At 63.1% G+C, this 19,491-nt stretch carries 23 protein-coding genes; 9 read left to right on the top strand and 14 right to left on the bottom strand.

Annotated elements, in window-relative coordinates; translation table 11 throughout:
* Window positions 1-6 precede the first annotated feature (6 nt).
* Window positions 7-423 carry an alternative ribosome rescue aminoacyl-tRNA hydrolase ArfB gene (gene arfB, locus AC1IN8_RS11470; protein ID WP_005332323.1) on the top strand — a complete coding sequence of 139 codons (417 nt, stop codon included), beginning with the start codon at window positions 7-9 and terminating at the stop codon, window positions 421-423.
* Window positions 424-450: 27 nt separating this feature from the next.
* Window positions 451-945: a methylated-DNA--[protein]-cysteine S-methyltransferase gene (locus tag AC1IN8_RS11465; RefSeq protein WP_479758901.1), complete on the top strand. Its 495-nt coding sequence runs from the start codon at window positions 451-453 to the stop codon at window positions 943-945.
* A gap of 507 nt (window positions 946-1,452) precedes the next feature.
* On the opposite strand, the gene AC1IN8_RS11460 is transcribed toward AC1IN8_RS11465, so the two are convergent.
* The 8 genes from AC1IN8_RS11460 to AC1IN8_RS11425 form a co-directional block, all read right to left on the bottom strand.
* The gene (locus AC1IN8_RS11460) at window positions 1,453-2,649 is read right to left on the bottom strand and encodes a NupC/NupG family nucleoside CNT transporter (RefSeq protein WP_139436870.1); all 1,197 of its coding nucleotides are present in this window, start codon (window positions 2,647-2,649) and stop codon (window positions 1,453-1,455) included.
* 182 nt (window positions 2,650-2,831) lie between these two features.
* Window positions 2,832-3,767, bottom strand: a complete 936-nt coding sequence (locus tag AC1IN8_RS11455; RefSeq protein WP_042649797.1) for a LysR family transcriptional regulator — start codon at window positions 3,765-3,767, stop codon at window positions 2,832-2,834.
* A gap of 82 nt (window positions 3,768-3,849) precedes the next feature.
* Complete coding sequence (locus AC1IN8_RS11450; protein WP_479758900.1) at window positions 3,850-4,386, bottom strand: glutathione peroxidase; 537 nt, start codon at window positions 4,384-4,386, stop codon at window positions 3,850-3,852.
* A 59-nt stretch (window positions 4,387-4,445) separates the two neighbouring features.
* On the bottom strand, window positions 4,446-5,009 hold the full coding sequence (locus AC1IN8_RS11445; protein ID WP_479758899.1) for an NnrU family protein: 564 nt from the start codon (window positions 5,007-5,009) through the stop codon (window positions 4,446-4,448).
* Window positions 5,010-5,211: 202 nt separating this feature from the next.
* The gene (locus AC1IN8_RS11440; RefSeq protein WP_479758898.1) at window positions 5,212-6,345 is read right to left on the bottom strand and encodes a glycerate kinase; all 1,134 of its coding nucleotides are present in this window, start codon (window positions 6,343-6,345) and stop codon (window positions 5,212-5,214) included.
* 9 nt (window positions 6,346-6,354) lie between these two features.
* A complete protein-coding gene (locus tag AC1IN8_RS11435; protein ID WP_025325674.1) occupies window positions 6,355-7,617 on the bottom strand; it encodes a GntP family permease in 1,263 nt (420 codons plus the stop codon).
* Window positions 7,618-7,736: 119 nt separating this feature from the next.
* Window positions 7,737-8,852, bottom strand: a complete 1,116-nt coding sequence (locus AC1IN8_RS11430) for a sugar diacid recognition domain-containing protein (protein WP_342059349.1) — start codon at window positions 8,850-8,852, stop codon at window positions 7,737-7,739.
* Window positions 8,839-8,988 carry a sugar diacid recognition domain-containing protein gene (locus tag AC1IN8_RS11425; protein WP_479758897.1) on the bottom strand — a complete coding sequence of 50 codons (150 nt, stop codon included), beginning with the start codon at window positions 8,986-8,988 and terminating at the stop codon, window positions 8,839-8,841. Before AC1IN8_RS11425 ends, AC1IN8_RS11430 begins: the two co-directional genes overlap by 14 nt.
* 208 nt (window positions 8,989-9,196) lie before the next feature.
* On the opposite strand from AC1IN8_RS11425, the gene AC1IN8_RS11420 reads away from it, so the two are divergent.
* The 3 genes from AC1IN8_RS11420 (at window position 9,197) to AC1IN8_RS11410 (ending at window position 10,942) form a co-directional block, all read left to right on the top strand.
* A complete protein-coding gene (locus tag AC1IN8_RS11420; protein WP_139436877.1) occupies window positions 9,197-9,571 on the top strand; it encodes a YacL family protein in 375 nt (124 codons plus the stop codon).
* Window positions 9,572-9,621: 50 nt separating this feature from the next.
* Window positions 9,622-9,918, top strand: a complete 297-nt coding sequence (locus AC1IN8_RS11415; protein WP_025325671.1) for a hypothetical protein — start codon at window positions 9,622-9,624, stop codon at window positions 9,916-9,918.
* Window positions 9,919-10,111: 193 nt separating this feature from the next.
* Window positions 10,112-10,942 carry a CPBP family intramembrane glutamic endopeptidase gene (locus tag AC1IN8_RS11410; RefSeq protein ID WP_479758896.1) on the top strand — a complete coding sequence of 277 codons (831 nt, stop codon included), beginning with the start codon at window positions 10,112-10,114 and terminating at the stop codon, window positions 10,940-10,942.
* Window positions 10,943-11,028: 86 nt separating this feature from the next.
* Here the strand turns inward: AC1IN8_RS11410 and AC1IN8_RS11405 are convergent, their stop codons facing one another.
* From AC1IN8_RS11405 to AC1IN8_RS11385, 5 genes are all read right to left on the bottom strand, one after another.
* A complete protein-coding gene (locus AC1IN8_RS11405) occupies window positions 11,029-11,448 on the bottom strand; it encodes a DUF4426 domain-containing protein (RefSeq protein WP_025325669.1) in 420 nt (139 codons plus the stop codon).
* A 4-nt stretch (window positions 11,449-11,452) separates the two neighbouring features.
* Window positions 11,453-11,761 carry a DUF167 family protein YggU gene (gene yggU / locus AC1IN8_RS11400; RefSeq protein ID WP_247627273.1) on the bottom strand — a complete coding sequence of 103 codons (309 nt, stop codon included), beginning with the start codon at window positions 11,759-11,761 and terminating at the stop codon, window positions 11,453-11,455.
* Window positions 11,761-12,312 carry a YggT family protein gene (locus tag AC1IN8_RS11395; RefSeq protein ID WP_202047429.1) on the bottom strand — a complete coding sequence of 184 codons (552 nt, stop codon included), beginning with the start codon at window positions 12,310-12,312 and terminating at the stop codon, window positions 11,761-11,763. The genes yggU and AC1IN8_RS11395 overlap by 1 nt, the downstream gene beginning before the upstream one ends.
* A gap of 22 nt (window positions 12,313-12,334) precedes the next feature.
* The gene (gene proC / locus AC1IN8_RS11390; protein ID WP_479758895.1) at window positions 12,335-13,162 is read right to left on the bottom strand and encodes a pyrroline-5-carboxylate reductase; all 828 of its coding nucleotides are present in this window, start codon (window positions 13,160-13,162) and stop codon (window positions 12,335-12,337) included.
* A 159-nt stretch (window positions 13,163-13,321) separates the two neighbouring features.
* Window positions 13,322-14,023, bottom strand: a complete 702-nt coding sequence (locus AC1IN8_RS11385) for a YggS family pyridoxal phosphate-dependent enzyme (RefSeq protein ID WP_479758894.1) — start codon at window positions 14,021-14,023, stop codon at window positions 13,322-13,324.
* Window positions 14,024-14,062: 39 nt separating this feature from the next.
* Between AC1IN8_RS11385 and tapT the strand changes: the two genes are divergently transcribed.
* From tapT to yaaA, 3 genes are read left to right on the top strand one after another with little or no spacing between them, the layout of a single operon-like run.
* Window positions 14,063-15,097 (top strand): type IVa pilus ATPase TapT, encoded by a 1,035-nt coding sequence (gene tapT, locus AC1IN8_RS11380; RefSeq protein ID WP_479758893.1) that lies wholly within the window; start codon window positions 14,063-14,065, stop codon window positions 15,095-15,097.
* Window positions 15,098-15,123: 26 nt separating this feature from the next.
* Window positions 15,124-16,233, top strand: a complete 1,110-nt coding sequence (locus tag AC1IN8_RS11375; RefSeq protein ID WP_247627275.1) for a PilT/PilU family type 4a pilus ATPase — start codon at window positions 15,124-15,126, stop codon at window positions 16,231-16,233.
* A gap of 32 nt (window positions 16,234-16,265) precedes the next feature.
* Window positions 16,266-17,039, top strand: a complete 774-nt coding sequence (yaaA, locus tag AC1IN8_RS11370) for a peroxide stress protein YaaA (RefSeq protein WP_139436885.1) — start codon at window positions 16,266-16,268, stop codon at window positions 17,037-17,039.
* Between the two features lie 191 nt (window positions 17,040-17,230).
* On the opposite strand, the gene srmB is transcribed toward yaaA, so the two are convergent.
* Window positions 17,231-18,454 carry an ATP-dependent RNA helicase SrmB gene (gene srmB / locus AC1IN8_RS11365; RefSeq protein ID WP_319917990.1) on the bottom strand — a complete coding sequence of 408 codons (1,224 nt, stop codon included), beginning with the start codon at window positions 18,452-18,454 and terminating at the stop codon, window positions 17,231-17,233.
* A 128-nt stretch (window positions 18,455-18,582) separates the two neighbouring features.
* Between srmB and AC1IN8_RS11360 the strand changes: the two genes are divergently transcribed.
* Window positions 18,583-19,293, top strand: coding sequence for a tRNA1(Val) (adenine(37)-N6)-methyltransferase (locus AC1IN8_RS11360; protein WP_479758892.1), 711 nt, complete (start codon window positions 18,583-18,585; stop codon window positions 19,291-19,293).
* Window positions 19,294-19,491 lie beyond the last annotated feature (198 nt).

The following is a 19,491-nucleotide window of genomic DNA, read 5'->3' as shown; positions in this document are numbered from 1 at the left end:
CACCCCATGTTAGTCATCTCCAACAGCGTGATCATTCCCTGGCATGAGCTGCAGTTTCAGACCATGCGTGCCCAGGGGGCCGGGGGTCAGCACGTCAACAAGACGGACTCCGCCGTCTGGCTGCGCTTCGATTACCGCGACTCCCCCAGCCTGCCGGATCTCTACAAGGAGGGGCTGGAGAAGCTCAGCGACAGCCGGGTCCACGATGGCTTCATCCAGATCAGGGTCGAGACCCACCGCAGCCAGGACATGAACCGCAAGGAGGCCATGAGCCGCCTGACCGAGTTGCTGAAAAAGGCCGCCTGGCGCCCCAAGGCCCGCCACGCCACCAAACCGACCCGCAGCTCCCAGCGCAAGCGGGTTGACGCCAAGAAGCGCAAGGGCGAGATCAAGTCGGCCCGTGGCAAGCCCGGAATGGAGTGAGCCGTTCAGGCCGAGGAAGAGAGACCCATGAGATACAGTTTTTGTGACAGCGCCCAGGGCCCCCTGCTGGTCGCCATCGACCAGAATGGCCTGCGCTTCGTGGAGTTCCTGCGGGGGGAGCAGCCGGTCACCCCGACAGCGGAATGGCAGCGGGACGATGTGGCCCTGGCCCCCTACCTCGAGCAGTTCGAAGCCTATTTTGCCGGCCGGCTGCGGCACTTCACGCTGCCGCTCGCCGCCCGGGGCACCCCCTTCCAGCAGTCGGTATGGCGCGCCCTGTGCGACATCCCCTACGGCGAGACCGTCAGCTACCTCGAGATAGCCCAGGCCATCGGCAGCCCCAAGGCGGTGCGGGCCGTCGGGGCGGCCAACGGCCGCAATCCGCTCAGCATCATAGTGCCCTGCCACAGAGTGATAGGCAGCAGCGGTGCACTGACGGGGTACGCCGGCGGCATTCCCATCAAGCGCTGGTTGCTGGCACTGGAGCAGCAGACTGTCGACAACTTCGCGCTGACTCCCTGAGCCCCTGACTAGCCAGCGGCATCCCCTTCATACGCTGGTTGCCGGCACAGGAGCTGCAGGCTGTCGACAACTTCGCGCTGACCCCCTGACTCCCTGATTAGCCGGCGGCATCCCGTTCACAACGCTGGCTGCCGGCACTGGAGCAGCAGGCTGTCGACAACTTCACGCTGACCCCCTGACTCCCTGATTAGCCGGCAGCATCCCGTTCACAACGCGGGTTGCTGGCATTGGCGCTGGGGAAAAGAGGCTTCGAACCGACGCCACCGGGCGTTTAGCAAAATGAACACAGTATGAAGAATCGCCTCAGAAGGGCTTCAGACTGGGAAAGGCATGATGCACTCACACTTGGATGGCACGGCTCATCCCTCATTCAAGTGGCACCCATGTGACGCTTCCAATCTGTCTTTTTCCCCGCGCCTCCTCTGAGGCGCTTTTTTTTTGCCCGAGTAGCCACAACAAAGCCCGCCGAAGCGGGCTTTGATCTGAAGGCGCTAGCGCCGAGGCCACTCAGAGGGCGAGGAACAGGCCAGCGAGCGAGGCGCTCATCAGGTTTGCCAGCACCCCGGCCAGGATGGCCCGCAGGCCGTAGCGGGCGATGAAGGATTTGCGCTCCGGCACCATGGCCCCCAGGCCGCCGATCAGGATCGCCATGGAGGAGATGTTGGCGAAACCGCACAGGGCGAAGGTGACTATGGCCTTGCTCGACTCGTTCAGGGTCTGATCCTGCACCAGGGCGATGAAGGCGACGAACTCGTTGATGACGATCTTGGTACCGATCAGGGCGCCGGCCGCCTGGGCCTGATCCCAGGGCACGCCGATGAGCCAGGAGACGGGAGCGAACAGCCAGCCCAGGATGATCTGGAAGCTCAGATCCAGCCCCACCAGGTCACCGGCCCAACCCAGCAGGCCGTTGAGCATGGCAATCACCCCGACGAAGGCCAGCAGGGTCGCGCCCACCGCCACAGCGATATTGAGACCGGACATGGCGCCATCGGCCGCCGCTTCAATGACGTTGGTGGCGCGGGGGATCTCCACATCTTCATGATGATCTTCCTCATCGGCACCGGGCGGCACCAGGATCTTGGCCATGGCCAGACCGGCAGGCGCCGACATGAAGGCGGCGGCGATCAGGTATTTCAGCTCGACCCCGATGCTGGCATAGCCCACCAGGGTGCCACCGGCCACCGAGGCGAGACCGCAGCTCATCACCGCGAAGAACTGGGAGTCAGACATCCTGGAGAGATAGGGCTTGACCACCAGGGGGGCCTCCACCATGCCGACGAAGATGTTGGCGGTAGCGGAGAGGCTTTCGGCACGGCCGGTGCCCAGCAGCTTCTGCAGGCCGCCGCCCAGCAGGGCGATGACCCGCGGCATCAGGCCGATGTGGTAGAGGATGGCGATCACCGCGGAGAAGAAGATGATGACCGGCAGCACGTTGAACGCAAAGATGAAGCCCAGCTTGAACTTGGCCAGATCCCCGAACAGGAAAGCGATCCCCTCCTGGCCGTAGCCGATCACGCTGCTGACGCTCTCGCTGACGCCGTTGAGCACCTGCTGACCCGCAGGCAGCCAGAGCACCAGGGCGGCGAAGAGGACTTGCAGGCAGAGGGCGAAGCCCACTGTTCTCAACGGGATTCGACGACGATTATCAGAGCAGAGTGCGGCTAGCGCCAGGATACTCAAGATGCCGAGCAGGGCGATCATAGGGATTCCATCTAGTGGGACTGAAGATGGGCGCGGATTCTGCTCCCCTCCCCCCATCACTGCAAGTCCACCTGGTTACAACCCTGTTAGCAAAAACGTTTGCACGATATCGGTTGCGCCAACTGGCTGATTTGGCTCGTGTTTGGTATCAGGCGAAAGTCAGTGTTCCTGTATGGAAACGATTATTCCTCCACACCGGACAATCTGCCCCCCAGCCAGGGAGCCAGCCGCTGCGCCCAGTAGGGTTCGGGGCCGAAGCTCTCCTTGAGGAAGTCGATGAACAGCCGGATCTTGGGATCCAGGTGCTCCCGCCTGGCGTAGACGGCGTGCACCGCCATCTTCTGGTTCGGGCGCCACTGGGGCAGCAGGGGGATGAGCTGGCCGGATTGCAGCTCCTTGTCCAGCAGGTAGTTGGCTACATAGGCGATGCCGAGCCCGGCCAGGGCGGCATCCCGCACCGCCTCCGCCAGATCCACCCGGTAGTTGCCTGCCACCTGTACCGTCTGGCGCTCCTTGCCCTGGCGAAACGACCATTCGTGGTAGCGCCGTTCCCGGCTCTGGTAGGTGATGCAGTTGTGCCTGGCCAGATCCCTGGGGTGCAGCGGGGTGCCATGGCTCAGCAGATAGTCCGGCGAGGCCACCAGCACGAAGCCAATGTCCGCCAGCCGCTGCCCCACCAGGGCCTCGGGCTTGTCCTCGTAGGTGGTGATCCAGAGATCCAGCCCCTCATCCACCAGATTGGTGCGGTGATCGAACAGGGAGACTTCCAGTTCCAGATCGGGGTAACGCGCCTGGAATGCCTTGAGCCGCGGGATCACGTGCAAGCGGCCGAAGGACTGGCCCACCCCCAGGTGCAGCACGCCGCTCACCTTGCCGCGCCGCTCCGCCACCATGGAGTCCGCCTCCAGGGCCACCGCAACCAGGGCGCGGCAGTGGCGGGCATACTCCTGGCCGAGTTCGGTCAGGGAGAAACGGCGGGTGGTACGCTGCACCAGCTGGGCGCCGAGCTCGGTCTCAAGCTGGGCCAGCTGCTTGCTGATGTGGGACTTGGAGACCCCGAGCCGCCGCGCGGCCGCCGAGATGCCCTGCTCGCGGACCAGGGCATCGAAGATCACCATTTGGGGAAGACGTTGCAGCACGGGATAACCAGAGTGAGTGGCGGGCCCCCATTATTCCAGAGCCGCCCGCCAGGGGATAGGGTCAGCGTCCCAGCGCCTGGATCAGCTGCGCCTTGAGGGGATCATCGGCCGGATTCTGATTGGCGCCATAGCTCGAAATCAGCTTGCCATCGCGGCCCACCAGGTATTTGTGGAAGTTCCAGTTCGGCGCATCCCCATCGGCGGCGGCCGCCAGCCCCTTGAACAATGGCACCGCATCGGCACCACGCACCGAGACCCGGTTGAACATGGGGAAGGTGACCCCGTAGTCCCGACGACACACCTCGGCTGTCTTGTTCTCGTTGCCCGCCTCCTGCCAGAAGTCGTTGGAGGGGAACCCCAGCACCACCAGCCCCTTCTCCTTGTAGCTCTGGTAGAGCGCCTCCAGATCCCGGAACTGGCCGCTGTAACCACAATAAGAGGCGGTATTGACCACCAGCACCACCTTGCCCTCGGTCAGCTGGCAGAGGTTGTGGCGCTGGGTGTTGTTGAGCTCCCGCATCTCCACATTGAAGTAGTCGGGACAGGCGGCAGATGCCGCGCCAGATCCGAGCAACAGCAGCAGGGTGAACCATTTCATCGACGTGACTCCTCGGGTTTTCTCCATCATACGCGAGATCCCCGCACAAGGTTCAGGGATCAGTGCAGCGGGATCCCGGTCAACCAGCCGTGCCCCCAGAAGATGAGCAGGGCCGTGAGTACCAGACCGGCGCCCACGCTGATCCCCGTCCCCTGCCAGTTGGCCGCCGGCCTCGGCTTGGTGCGCCAGTCCCGCACCGAAATCCAGACGATGCTGACCAGCGCCCAGAGCCCCAGGCCACCAAACAGCACCAGGGAGCGCGCCTCGCTGTTGACCGCCAGATGGGCGCAGGCCCAGAGCAGGGTGCCGAGCAGCTGGGGGTGTACCAGCCAACGCCTCAGGTGGTTGGGCCCCTGCCCTGCGCAGAGCAGGATCAGCGCGACCGGCATGGCCGCCATCACCAGCATGGGCCCCCAGGCGGGCAGGAAGTAGAGCGGCATGGGGCTGGCGCTGCGCCAGCCGGCGAGGATGCAGCCGATGGCGACGAACACCAGCAGCGAGAAGAGTCCCTTGTAACGGTTCTCCCCCAGCCGATCCCGCAGACGGACACGGTGCGCTGCGGCGAAGCAGGGGTAGAGATGGATCAGGGTAAACAGCAGTACCCCCAGGGTCAGCAGGATCATGGGTTGCTCCTTGTACTATGGGGGATCACTATGCCGCAAAGGCCCCTGGCAGAATACAAAAACCATATACAAGACAGCAGGATAATAAAAAAGCCGATCCTGGGATCGGCAAGGTGCGTCAGAGGGTCTGCCCTCAGGGGAGCAACCACATCCGCTACACGGGGCAGGGTGCGGCCGGTGACGGGCACCGGCCAGAAGAGGATTAACGACGCAGCAGATAGAGGGCGGCGACGTTGCGGGCCGTGAGCTGCAGGTTGGTGGTGGCGGTGGCGATCGCCTCCGGCAGGGACATGGCCCGGTTGACCACGGCAAACACGGCGTCGATGCCATGGTCATGGACCACGCCGCAATCGTCGGTGAGGCAGCCGGCGATGCCGATCACCGGCTTGCCAAACTGCTTGGCGCAGCGTGCGACACCGATTGGCGTCTTGCCGTGGATGGTCTGGCTGTCGATGCGACCTTCACCGGTAATGACCAGATCCGCATCGGCCACTTCATCGGCCAGCTTCAAGGCTTCGATGACGATCTGGATGCCGGGTTTCAGTTCGGCACCGAGCAGGCCGACCAGGGCGGCGCCCATGCCACCGGCGGCGCCCGCCCCCGGAATATCCTTCACTCGGCAGCCGAGGGCCTGCTCGATGCAGTCGGCGTAGCGGGCCAGATTGGCATCGAGCTGCGCCACCATCTCGGGGGTCGCCCCCTTCTGGGGGCCGAACACGGCGGAGGCGCCTTTCGGGCCGCACAACGGGTTGTTCACATCGCAGGCCACCTCGATGACCAGCTCGCTCAGGCGGGGATCCAGCCCACTCAGGTCTATGGTGGCGAGTTCGGCCAGACCGGCGCCACCCAGCTCGATGGCAGAGCCATCGGCTTTGAGCAGCTTGCCGCCGAGCGCCTGGATCATGCCGGCACCGCCGTCGTTGGTGGCACTGCCGCCGATGCCGAGGATGAGGTGAGTGACCCCCATCTCCAGCGCCGCCAGGATCAACTCGCCGGTGCCGAAGCTGGAGGTGAGCAGCGGATTGCGCTGCTCCGGTGCCACCAGATGGATACCTGAGGCCGCCGCCATCTCGATGACGGCGCGCTGGCCATCCCCCAGCAGACCGACGAAGCCCTGCACCTTGTTGCCGAGCGGAGCCGTCACCTCGACCGGCAGGATGCGGCCACCGGTGGCATCCACCAGGGACTGCACCGTGCCTTCGCCGCCATCGGCCATGGGCAATTTGACGTAGGTGGCATCCGGCAGCACCTGTTTGAAACCGGCCTCGATGGCATCGGCCACCGCCATGGCGCTCAGACTCTCCTTGAATGAATCGGGGGCAATAACAATTTTCATATCAATTCCTTAGGCGAGGCCAAACACGCCAAACATCAGGGTGGAGACAGTTGCAATGGTCAGACCCACCGCGGTTTCGTACGGGATGAGCTTGAGGCGCTCACCCACACCCATGTGGACGCTGCCACCGGTGGCATGGAAGAAGGAGCCGTGGGGCATGTGGTCAAACACGGTGGCACCGGCATGGATCATCGCCGCTCCGGCCAGACTGCTGATCCCCAGCTCGATCAGGGTAGAGCTGAACACGTTGGAGGCCACCACTGTCCCGGCCGTGGTCGAGGCGGTCGCCAGCGACATCAGGGCGCCGGAGATGGGGGCCAGCAGGTAGGAGGGCAGACCGGAGGCGGTCAGGCCGCTGATCAGCACGTCCTTCAGGCCGGAGTTCGCGATGATGCCCGCCAGGGTACCCGTCCCCAGCAGCATGATGGCCACCGGCGCCATGCGGGCGAGGCCGGAGACCGCAAACTGGTTCACCTTGCTGAACTTGCCCATCATCAGGGCGCCGACCAGGCCGCCGAGGGGCAGGGCGATGAGCGGATCCACGACTATGCCGGCCACCGGGCGCAGGGCCAGCAGCAGTATGGCGACCAGGGGGGCGCTGATGGCGGCGAAGAAGCCGGGCAGCTTGCCACCGTCAAAGTTCACCACTTCGTCGGCCGCGACCTTGCTGCCCCGCTTGTTGAGGCGCTTGGCCAGCCAGTAGGCCATCACCAGACCGAACAGACCCGGGATGATGCCGGCCGCCATCACAGAGGTGAGGGGCAGATGGAAGGCGTCGGACGCGGCGATGGCATTCGGGTTGGGGGACATGACGTTGCCCGCCTTGCCGCCCCCTATCATGGCCAGCAGGATGGCGGCCTTGGAGAGGTCTGCACGACGGGCGATGGCGAGCGCTATGGGGGCGACCGTGATGACGGCCACGTCCACGAAGACGCCGACCGCGGTCAGGATCAGGGTCGCCAGGGCCAGGGCCAGCAGGGCACGGGTCTCGCCGAGCTTGCGGACTATCGTCTCGGCTATGGTGGTGGCGGCACCCGATTCGATGAGCACCCCGGCCAGCACACCGGCCGCCAGGATCCGCATCACGGCCGTGGTGATCCCCTGGGCACCGCCGATCATCAGGGCGACGGTCTGGGTCAGGTCGGCGCCGCCGATCAGGCCACCGGCCAGGGCACCGACTATCATGCCGTAGGCAGGCGGCACCTTCTTCAGAATGAGGAAGATGGCGATGGAGAGCGCGGCGAGAGCACCGAGCGCGGATACAGGGATCATGACGGGCACCTTTCAAATGAGTGAGTGGTGGCCATTATGGTGATCCCAACCCGGAATGCTTTGGCTGAAAGGCCAAAGCTTGCGCTTCAACAGCCTTTATTTTTGTTCATATGAACAAGTCAGCCGTCGAGATTGAGCCCGAGATAGAGCAGGAACTTGTCATCTAACTTGTTGAAATTCAAGCCTGTTATCTGCTCTATCCGGGTCAGCCGATAACGCAGGGTATTGGGGTGGATGAAGAGCGTTTCGGCACAGGGATGCAGATCACAGTCCTGCAAGAAATATTGGCGCAGCGTCTTTTGCAGCGTTCCCTTTGCATCCTCCTTTGCCAGCCTGAGCAGGGGGGCCCGCAGCTGATCCGCCTGCCAGGAGTCCGCCAGGCTCCCGAGCAGCACAGGCAGGCGATAATCCTCGAAGAAGTAGACCTGCTTGCGCGGCGCCTGGCTCATGCCGCGGCGCAGGGTGTCGCGGGCGGTCTGGTAGGAGCGTGCCAATCCGCCCGTCCCGGCGAAGTAATCACCCACCCCTATGCGCACCTTGAAATGGGGAATGCGGGCCAGCAACTGCTTGATGCGGCTGCGCTCCTGCGCCGATTGCCAGACGCCGTCGCTGAGCTGGGCCGGCTTGAGCACCACTATCTCGTCCAGGCCGTTGATGGCCACCAGATTGTCCCGCTCCGGATTTTCCAGGAGGTGCACCAGCTCCCGCAGACGTGCGGGATCCGCCTCCTCCAGCGCCAGCACGGCGACGACGCGAGGCTGGGCCAGATCGAGATCGAGGAAGCGGGCCGCCTGCTGCAGCTGATCGGCCCTCCCCTCGCCGCGAATGAGCTGCAGCACCAGCTCCTCCTTGTGGCGCTTGTCCCACTGCAACTGCTCGGTGAGCGCCGCCTGCTCCAGGATCAGCTCGGCTGTCATCCGCACCAGCTCGGCGTAAGCACGCACTTCTTCCGGATCCCCCGAGATGCCGATGACGCCGAGCAACTCCCCCTGATAGGCGATGGGCAGGTTGATGCCGGGCCTCACTCCCTTGAGCTGCTGGGCTGTCGCTTCGCTTATCTCCACCACCCGGTTTTCGGTCAGCGCCAGCACGGCCCCCTCGTGACGCTGATGGAGCCGCTCCGGGTTGCCGGAGGCGATGATGAGGCCCCGCTCGTCCATCACGTTGACCGAAAAGGAGAGTATCTTCATCGCCCGGCTCACAATCTGGCGGGCAAGGGTGTCATTGAGCTGCATAACATCTCCGGATAGATAGCAGAGGGTTGCCGGAGGCGATGATAAGGCCCCGCTCGTCCATCACGTTGACCGAAAAGGAGAGTATCTTCATCGCCCGGCTCACAATCTGACGGGCAAGGGTGTCATTGAGCTGCATTGCCTCTCCATACCATTCGTTGACAGGCCCCCGGGCGGCCTGGATCAGGGGGACAGACCCGTTAAAGATCCCACATCATCAAGACAAGGGCGGGGGGGATCGCTAGAATAGGCCACTTTACGCTATCTGTGCCCCACCCGGGATCATGGAACCGGCGTCACGCCGTTCCGTGTTGTGGTGGCTCCACCCTTCCGATAGGGACTCCGCTATGGACTATGAATTTCGCCGCGACCCGTTCGGTGGCTATCGCGCCCGGTTCTCCATGGGCCATGAGGCCATAGGCCAGTGGCTGATCGATGAAGTTGGCAAGGATGAGGATACCCTCGACGAGCTCTTCTCCATCATCGACCAGCTCTCCAATCGAACCCGCACGGAGTACAGGCGTCACGGCGGTGACTATTCGCTGCTGCTCACCCCTGAGGAGGCCGAGGTGAAAGCCAACGTCCTCAATATCGAGCTGGATGAGGATCTCGACGATCTCGCCTACTACGATGATGAGCAGCTGGCCATGTGCGGACTGGAAGACTTTGCCCAGGTGCTCGGCTCCTGGCGCGCCTTTATCCGCAACGAGGATATGGGCTGAATACCCACATTTCGGGCGAGCATGCCCCTTGCAACCCAACAGGATTGACTATGTCCATTTACGATTTTGATGACGAACTGCCGGAAGACGAAGAACAGGAATCCAGCCAGAAAGCCGCCGTGCCTGCCAAGAAGAAAGGCAAGCAGGTGATGAATACCCAGGTCAACCTGAGCCCGCGCGATGCCAGCCGCCTGAACGGCCTGCACGTCGAAGCCATCACCACCCTGGACGACGTCAGCCTGCCGAAGAACGTCATCTTCAAGGCCGGCCTCATCGCCCTGGGCGAGCTGGAAGCGAGCAAGCGCGCCGACATCATAGCCCGCGTCATCGCCGAATCCGGCCGTTAATCTGGTCTGGGCCCCGTCACTCGGGCCACCACCTATCCCCAAAGCCGGAGCCTAGCTCCGGCTTTTTATTACCTAGGCCGGTCAGCGCTGTCGGCAAGAAGGAGCCCACCTGGACTCCGACCAGTCCATTGCGCCTTGTGCAAGAGGCGAAGGCTCGTTAAGGTGCGCCCCTTGCAACCCACAAGGAGACTCAATGTTACCACTCCCTGACACCCTCATCTGGCTCGCCCTGGGACTGGCCGTGCTGCTCTGCCTGGCCCGCCAGCAGAAGAGCGGCCTGATCCTGCTGGGGGTCGCCCTGCTGACCGCGCTCTGGCTGGAGCGACTCGGCCCCGTCGCCGCGCTGGTCAGCCTCGCCGGTCTCTTGCTGGCCTGGCGCACGCCCACCCTGCCCCAGCCCTGGCGTGGCGTCGCACTGACGCTGGTGCTGCTGTGGGCCCTGGCCCTGACGCTGCACCTGGTGCCGGGCTTTGACAACCTCAAGGTGCTGGATCGGGTGCAGGCCGGTCCCGCCAGCGTCCCCTTCACCCTCTACCTCAATCTGGACAAGCCGCTCATCTTCTTCGGCCTGCTGCTGGCCTGGCCCGCCCTGCTCGGCCCGGGCGGTGCGATACGCTGGCGACCGCTGGCCCTGCTCATACTGCCGCTGGCAGCCCTGCTGATCGCCGCCTGGCAACTGGGGGCCCTCAAGCCCGAAGTGGGGCTACCCCACTGGTGGTGGCTGTTTGCCTTCAACAACCTGCTGTTCACCTGCGTGGCGGAAGAGGCGCTGTTTCGCGGCCTCATCCAGCAAGGGGTGGCGAGCCGAAGCAAGCCCTGGCTCGGCCTCCTGGTCGCCAGCCTGCTGTTCGGGGCCGCCCACCTGGCCGGTGGTCCGCTGCTGGTGCTGTTTGCCGCCCTGGCGGGGGCCTGTTACGGCCTGGCCTTCCTGCTGAGCGGGCGCCTCGGCGTCGCCATCACGATCCACTTCCTGTTCAACTTCGCCCACCTGGCCCTGTTCACCTACCCGCTGGCCAGCCGCTGAGCACCGGGTTGCCAGCCCCCTTGCCGGGCGAATAAAAAAAGCCCCGAACCAGACGGTTCGGGGCTTTTTATCGAAGGGCGAGTGACCTAGTCGACGTAGAAGGTCTGCTGGAAGGTCAGCGTCTGCTGCTGCCCCTCCCCCATGATCTTCAGGGTGAACTGGTAGGTGTCCTCGTTCCGGTAGGGCAGCACCGCCAGGTAGTAAATGGAGTCCCCCTCCTTCACCTCCTGGAAGCTCAGGGTACGTATGGTGCCGGTGAGGTTCTTGGCCTCGCCGCTGATGCCCACCGCCTGAGCCACCCCTTGCTTGTTCTGCACCGCAATGTTGACGATGCCGTTGTAGCGGCTGCGCTCCAGGCCATAGGCCTTGGCCACCTCAGGGGTGAGGAAGCTGGAGTTGAAGGCGCTGTAGTGAACCTGCCAGGGGCCCAGCTCCTTCATCTGCTCGGCCCGCACCGGCAGCGTCATCAAGAGCGCCAGCAGGCAGCTCATCCAGACTGTTTTCATGATGTCATCCTTTTCCTGTTCCACTCTCCAGCAGGGCGGCGATCTCGGCGGGGATCTGTCTTGGTGCCTCGATGGCGACCGTCTTGTGCCGTCCCAGCTCCCCCCGCACTATGCGGACCTGCCCCTTGGCCACCTTGCACTGCTTGGCCAGATACTTGATCAGATGGCTGTTCGCCTGGCCATCCACCGGCGGCGCCGTGATGGCCACTTTCAGCTCGTCCCCGTGCAAGCCGACGATCTGATCCCGGCTAGCCTTGGGCTGGATCATCAGGTGCAGTATCAGCGCGTCCCCTTCCAGCAGAACGGCTGGCATCAGATCATCCACCACAGCTGACCGAACAGATCCCCCAACAGATAGTTTATGGCCTGCAGCGCGATGAAGGCGACCAGCACGGAGAGATCCAGGCCACCCAGCGCCGGCAGTATGCGGCGGATAGGGGCCAGGAAGGGTTCGGTCAGCTGATGCATCACATACTCGATGGGGTTGCGGCCCTGGCTGACCCAGCTCAGGATGGCGCGGATCAGCAGCACCCAGAAGATCATGGAGCCCGTCTTCTTCAGCACAGTGAGCAGGGCAAACAGGCTGAGGGTCAGCCAGTCGGTCAGCAGCACGTTCATGCTCTTGAGCAGCGCCAGCTTGGCGAAGGCGATGATGAGCGCCAGCAGCACCGAGGCCATGTCCAGCCCGCCGAAGCCGGGGATGATGCGACGCAGCGGGATCACCAGGGGATTGGTCACCTTGACCACCATCTGGCTCATGGGGTTGTAGAAATCGGCGCGGGCCCACTGCAACCAGACGCGCAGCAGCACCACCATGAGGTAGAGATCAAAAATCGTGTTAATCAAAAAGTAAGCCGTGTTCATCCGGGCTCCTTGCTAAAAAGGTTCAGAAAAGGGTTTCCATCTCGGCGGCCCGGGTGACGGCCGCCTGCATGGCACGAGCGGTCAGTGGCTTCAGCCCCTGCTCCTGGAATGTCCTGACGGCTTCGGCCGTGGTGCCGCCCTTGCTGGTGACCTGCTCGCGCAGGGTCTGCAGGGAGAGCTCGGGGTTCTGCTCCACCATGGCGGCTGCGCCAAGGGCGGTCTGCTGCACCAGCAGACGGGCCTGCTCGGGAGTGAAACCCATGGCCTCCGCCTCCTCGGCAATCCCCTGCATGAACAGGAAGAAGTAGGCCGGGGCGCTGCCCGCCGCGGCGATGACGCCGTTGATGCCGCTCTCCTGCGCGACCCAGAGGGTCTTGCCGACGGCCTGCATCATCTGTTCGGCAAAGTCGCGATCCGCCTGTTCTATGCCGCTCGGGGCATAGAGACCCGTCATCCCCAATCCCAGCAGGGAGGGGGTATTGGGCATGGTGCGGATGATGCGGCCGTGGCCCCCCGCCATCTCCTGCAACCGCGCGACCTTGATGCCGGCGGCGATGGAGACGAGCAGCTTGCCCTCAAGGGAGCCCAGCTCGGCCACCAGCGCCTCCAGCATGGCCGCCATCAGCTGGGGTTTGACCGCCAGCACTATGACTTCGGCCTCACGGGCCGCCTCGGCGTTGTTCTGGGTGATGCGAATGCCGAACTGGTCGGCCAGCGCGTCCAGCTTGGGGCGGCTGGGGTTGGCGGCAGTGATCAGCCCGGCCGGATAACCGGCCTGGATCAGACCGGCAATGATGCTGCGGCTCATGTTGCCCGCCCCGATGAAGGCGATGGTTCTCTTATGCTGCATCTTGCACTCCTGCTGATGAAATGACTGCGGAGCCCTGCGTGCCCGCCCCGATAAAGGCGAGGGTTCTATGTTGCATCACACACTCCTGTTATTGGCTTCCAATACGGCGGTGTGCCCGCGCCGGCGAAGGCGAGGAGAGGCGGCACCGCGTGCTGCTGTTTATGAATAATCACGGGCACCGAAGATGGCAGTGCCGACCCGGACCATGGTGCTGCCATGGGCGACGGCGGCCTCGAGATCCTCGGTCATACCCATCGAAAGGGTGTCGACGCTCGGGTATTGTTGCGCAAGCTCGGTGAACAGAGCCTGCATGCGTAGCATCTGCGCGGCCAGCACCGCCTCGTCGCTGGTGTGCTCCGGGATGGCCATCAGGCCACGCAGCACCAGTCGCCCGCTCTGGGCAACCAGGGCGGCCAGCCGGAAAATCTCTTGCTCCGACGTACCGGATTTGCTGCTCTCTCCGCTAATATTGATTTGCAGACAGACATTTAGCGGTGCCAACCCGGCTGGACGCTGGTTGTTGAGGCGCTCGATGAGTTTGTCACGATCGACGCTTTGCACCCAATCGAATCGCTCCGCCACCAGCCTGGATTTGTTCGATTGCAGCGGGCCGATAAAGTGCCACTCTATGTCTTGGCAGGCGGCCTGCTCACGCAGGGTATCAATCTTGAGCGCGGCCTCCTGGGCATAGGATTCGCCAAAGCGGCGCTGACCGGCGGCATAGGCGGCCTGGATGTCTTCAAGCGGCTTGGTCTTGCTGACCGCAAGCAGCTGGATATGATCGGCGCCACGGCCAACTCGCCGTGCAGCCTCTACAATACGTTCCTTTACCTGAAGCAGGTGCTGGGCAATCTGGCTCATATTTCGTTCGTGATCTTGTGATGGGAGAATAACAAATCTATGGATATCACAGAGTTATTGGCTTTCAGTGTAAAGCATAAGGCCTCGGATCTACACCTCTCGGCCGGGGTTCCCCCGATGATCAGGGTTGATGGGGAGGTTCGCAAGATCAATTTGCCCGCCCTGGATCAGCGTGAAGTACACGCCCTCATCTACGACATCATGAACGACCACCAGCGCAAGGAGCTGGAGGAGAATTTCGAGGTGGACTTCTCCTTCGAGGTGCCCGGCATGGCGCGCTTCCGGGTCAACGCCTTCCAGCAGGCGCGGGGCTCTGGCGCCGTGTTTCGTACCATACCGAGCACTGTCCTGACCCTGGAAGATCTGGGGGCGCCTGAGATGTTTCGCAAGATAGCGGAGTTTCCCCGCGGCCTGGTGCTGGTCACGGGCCCGACCGGTTCGGGCAAGTCCACCACCCTGGCGGCCATGGTCGATTACATCAACGACAACTTCCACCACCACATCCTCACCATCGAGGATCCCATCGAGTTCGTGCACGAGAACAAGCGCTGCCTGGTGAACCAGCGCGAGGTGCATCGCGATACCAAGAGTTTCGCCAACGCCCTGCGCTCGGCCCTGCGTGAAGACCCGGACATCATACTGGTGGGGGAAATGCGCGATCTGGAGACCATACGCCTCGCCATGACGGCGGCGGAGACGGGCCATCTGGTGTTCGGCACCCTGCACACCTCGTCGGCGGCCAAGACCATAGACCGTATCATCGACGTCTTCCCCGGCTCGGAGAAGGACATGGTGCGCTCCATGCTCTCCGAGTCCCTGCGGGCTGTCATCTCCCAGACCCTGCTCAAGCGGATCGGCGGCGGCCGGGTGGCGGCCCACGAGATCATGCTGGGGATCCCGGCGGTGCGAAACCTGATCCGGGAAGACAAGGTCGCCCAGCTCTACTCCATCATCCAGACCGGGATGACCCACGGCATGCAGACCATGGATCAGAGCCTCAAGCAGCTGGTCAACCGGGGCGTGGTTGCCGCCCTGGACGCCAGGGCCAAGGCGGCCGATCCCAACAGTATTTAAGACACTTTCACACCCAAGGAGTCGCTATGAACATGGATGTTCTGCTCGCCGCACTGGTTGAACAAAAGGGCTCGGATCTCTTCATCACGGTCGATGCCCCTCCCACCCTCAAGGTCAACGGGCGCCTGGCGCCGCTCGGGGGGAGCCCGCTGGACAAGCAGGCGGCGCTGGCCCTGGTCAGGGAGAGCCTGGACGAGGCGCACTTCGAGCGCTACCTGCGCACCCGGGAGGCCAACTACGCCATCCACCGCGAGGGGCTGGGGCGATTTCGGGTCAGCGCCTTCTGGCAGCAGGACCTGCCGGGCATGGTGCTGCGCCGCATCGAGACCCGCATTCCCACCTTCGAGGAGCTGACGCTGCCCCCCATACTGCAGGAGGTCGCCATGGCCAAGCGCGGCCTGGTGCTGTTCGTCGGCGCCACCGGGGCCGGCAAATCCACCACCCAGGCGGCCATGATCGGCTACCGCAACCAGCACGGCGACGGCCACATACTGACGGTGGAGGATCCGGTGGAGTTCGTCCACCAGCATGGGCGCTGCCTGGTGACCCAGCGGGAGGTGGGAATCGACACCGAATCCTTCGACGTGGCCCTCAAGAACTCCATGCGCCAGGCACCGGACGTCATCCTCATCGGCGAGATCCGCACCCAGGAGACCATGGAGCTGGCCATCCAGTTTGCCGAGACGGGCCACCTCTGTCTCGCCACCCTGCACGCCAACAATGCCAACCAGGCGCTGGATCGCATCCTCCACCTGGTGCCGCAGGAGAAGCATCGCCAGTTCCTGTTCGATCTCTCCTTCAACCTGCGCGCCATCGTCGCCCAGCAACTGCTGCCCTCCCTGCACGGGCAGCGCCGTGTCGCCGCCTTCGAGATCCTGCTCAACACCCCGCTCATCACCGACATAGTCCGCAAGGGAGAGGTGCACAGACTCAAGGAGGTGATGACCAAATCCGGCGAGCTCGGCATGCAGACCTTCGATCAGGCGCTGTTCGCCCTGTTCTGCGCCGGCCAAATTGGCTACAGTGAGGCCCTTGCCCATGCCGACTCCGCCAACGACCTGCGACTGCTGATCAAGCTGTCGGGCCGCGAGCAGCTGGGTGCAGGCACACTCGACAACGTGACCCTGGATGAATGAGGGGCGTGCGTCACCGCTAGTAAAGGACAGTTATGCTGATTGTGGTTTCCCCGGCAAAGACGCTGGATTACGAGTCGCCGCTGGTGACCTCCCGTTTCACCCTGCCCGAGCTGCTGGATCACTCCGCCCGGCTGATCCACAGGGCGAGGCAGCTGACCCCGGATCAGATCGCCAGCCTGATGAAGATCAGCGACAAGCTGGCGGGGCTCAACGCCGCCCGCTTTGCCCAGTGGCAGCCGGACTTCACCCCGAGCAATGCCCGCCAGGCGCTGCTGGCCTTCAAGGGGGACGTCTACACCGGCCTGGCCGTGGAGGATTTCAGCGAGGCGGACCTAGACTTCGCCCAACAGCACCTGCGCATGCTCTCCGGCCTCTACGGGGTGTTGCGACCGCTGGATCTGATGATGCCCTATCGGCTGGAGATGGGGATCCGCCTCGACAACGAGCGCGGCAAGGATCTCTACCAGTTCTGGGGCGACATCATCACGGAGCACCTGAACAAGGCGCTGGCCGCGCAGGGCAGCGAGGTGCTGATCAATCTGGCCTCCGACGAATACTTCAAGTCGGTTCGCCCGGGGGCCCTGAAGGGCCGCATAGTGACGCCGGTGTTCAAGGACGAGAAGAACGGCCAGTTCAAGATCATCAGCTTCTACGCCAAGAAGGCCCGCGGCATGATGGCTCGCCACATCATCAAGCACAGGCTGACCGAGGTGACCCAGCTGACCGGGTTCAATGAGGCTGGCTACTATTTCGTGCCACAAGAGTCCGACGATCGCACCCTGATGTTCAAGCGCGCTGAAAATTAATTACAAATGGAGGGAACCAAGTTCGGGATCCCCGGGTCTGAACCTATGAATCCTCTGTTGTAAGCACTTTTTGTTGGCCGACGTTCATGCGTCGGCTTTTTTCTGCGCGCTTCTCACCTCATCGGCACGGGCCCGGGCGACAGGCAGCAAAACGGCCATCCGAGGATGGCCGTTGCAGCGTCGATGGGGCATTACTTCTTTTTCTTCTTGGCGCTCTTCTTCTTGCCATCCTTCGGCTTTTTCTTCTTCACCGGCACCCGCGCCTCCTTGTGTCTCGGACGCAGCTCCTCGATCACCCGGCGCTTGAGACGCTCCTCGGTGTAGCGCTCAATCTTGGCCACCATGGCCATGTCGTGGGCTTCCACCAGGCTGATGGCGCAGCCACGGTTGCCGGCGCGGCCGGTCCGGCCGATACGGTGCACGTAGACGTCGGTGCCGTAGGGCATGTCGTAGTTGATGACGTGGCTGACGTTGGGCAGGTCGATGCCACGGGCGGCCACGTCGGTGGCGATGAGGAAGGGCACCTCCCCTTCATGGAACTTGCGGATCGATTCGATACGCTTGCTCTGCTCCATCTCGCCACGGATCCAGGCACAGGGGACGCCGGCGGCCTGCAACTGACCGGAGAGCTCCGCCAGCCGCTCGCGGGTCTTGACGAAGACGATGGCCTTCTGGGTCTGGGGATCCTTCAGAATGTGGATCAGCAGTGCCAGTTTGTGGGCGGCATCATCGGCCAGGTGCACCCACTGGGTGATGGGGCGGCGCTCGCTGCGGGGCGGCTCGGCATGCAGCTCCACCGGATCGTTGAGGATCTCGCTCGCGAACTTCTCGAGACCGGCCCCTTCCAGGGTGGCGGAGAAGAGCATGGTGTGCTTGCGGTAGCGGGCCTCTGCCACTATGCGGTTCACATCCTTGATGAAGCCCATGTCCAGCATGCGATCCGCTTCATCCAGCACCAGCACCTCGATGTCGTGGCTCTCGAACTCTTCCTTCTCTATGTACTCCAGCAGGCGACCCGGGGTGGCCACGACGATGTCGGTGGTCTTGGTCAGGGCCGGCAACTGCTCCTCATGGCTGACGCCGCCGATGATGGTCTCGATGCTGAGATGGGTATGCGCCGCCAGCGCCCTGGCATGGGCACTGACCTGCAGCGCCAGCTCGCGGGTCGGGGTCAGGATCAGCATGCGGCACGGGCCCGGCTTGCGACGCGGGAAGTCCAGCAGGTGCTGCATGGCGGGCAGCAGGAAGGCGGCTGTCTTGCCGGTACCGGTCGGAGCGGATGCCAGAATATCGCGGCCGTCCAGGGCTGGCTCCAGCACCATCTGCTGAATGGTGGTGGGGCGGGTGAAACCCATCTCGGCCAAGGCCCGGTTGAGGGCTGGATTCAGGTCGAAATCATCAAAGGACTGGCTCATGGCAATACTCGGTCATTAAGGAAACGGCAGATTATAGGCGATTATGCCGCCGGCTCCTATGGCGACTGTGGCTTAGCCGCTATAATCGCCGACCATTTTCGCCATGGCAGACGAGCAACGAGGGTCAGATGGGGCGTAGCAGCGGTTTTACCTTCAAACAATTTCACATCGACCATGACCGCTGTGCCATGAAGGTGGGCACAGACGGCATACTGCTGGGCGCCTGGACGCCGGTCGACAACGCCCGCCGGATCCTCGACATCGGCACCGGCACCGGTCTCATCGCCCTGATGCTGGCCCAGCGCAGCACGAACGACTGCCGGATCGACGGGGTGGAACTGGATAAGAATGCAGCCGAGCAGGCCAGGGACAACGTGGCGGCCTCCCCCTGGGCCGCCCGGGTCAGCATCATAGAGGGCGCCATTCAGGATTATCGGGCGGCCCCTTACGATCTCATCGTCTCCAACCCGCCCTATTTCGTTGCAGGTCAGGTATTTAGCGATCCGGCCAGGGCGCTCGCCCGGCACACTGGCGCGCTCGATCCCCATGCACTGCTGGCGGCAAGCCGTCGTCTGCTGAGTCAGGATGGGCGGCTGGCGCTGGTGCTGCCCACCGCCATGGCTGATGAAATTTTATGCATCTCGGCAGATTATGATCTGTACAGCCTTTGTTATACAGCTGTTATCACCAGGGAGGGGAAAGAGGCAAATCGCGTTTTATTGCTACTTGGCAGAGGATTAAGCAGGTGCGAGCAGGGTGAAATTGTGATCCATTCTACTGCAGGAGGCTATTCCGACAGATACATCCAACTAACCCACCCCTTCTATTTGAAGATGTAAATTTCGCCTTGAACTATTTTTTCACATCATTATGCTGACTAGCAAACGAGCGCCCGCTCAAGACCAGCTCAAACCACTGGTGGCGATTAAAAAAGCAGCGGGGCTCCTTTTTTTTACCCCTGAACAACGCCGGTCACTGACCAATAAAAAACTATAACAAGCAATAGTTTACAAGACAGACGAGGTTGAACTTGACGA

Source organism: Aeromonas sp. 130281 (assembly GCF_056642115.1).
Note: the sequence above shows the minus strand (reverse complement) of the source record. Positions and strands in the feature narration are given on the sequence as shown.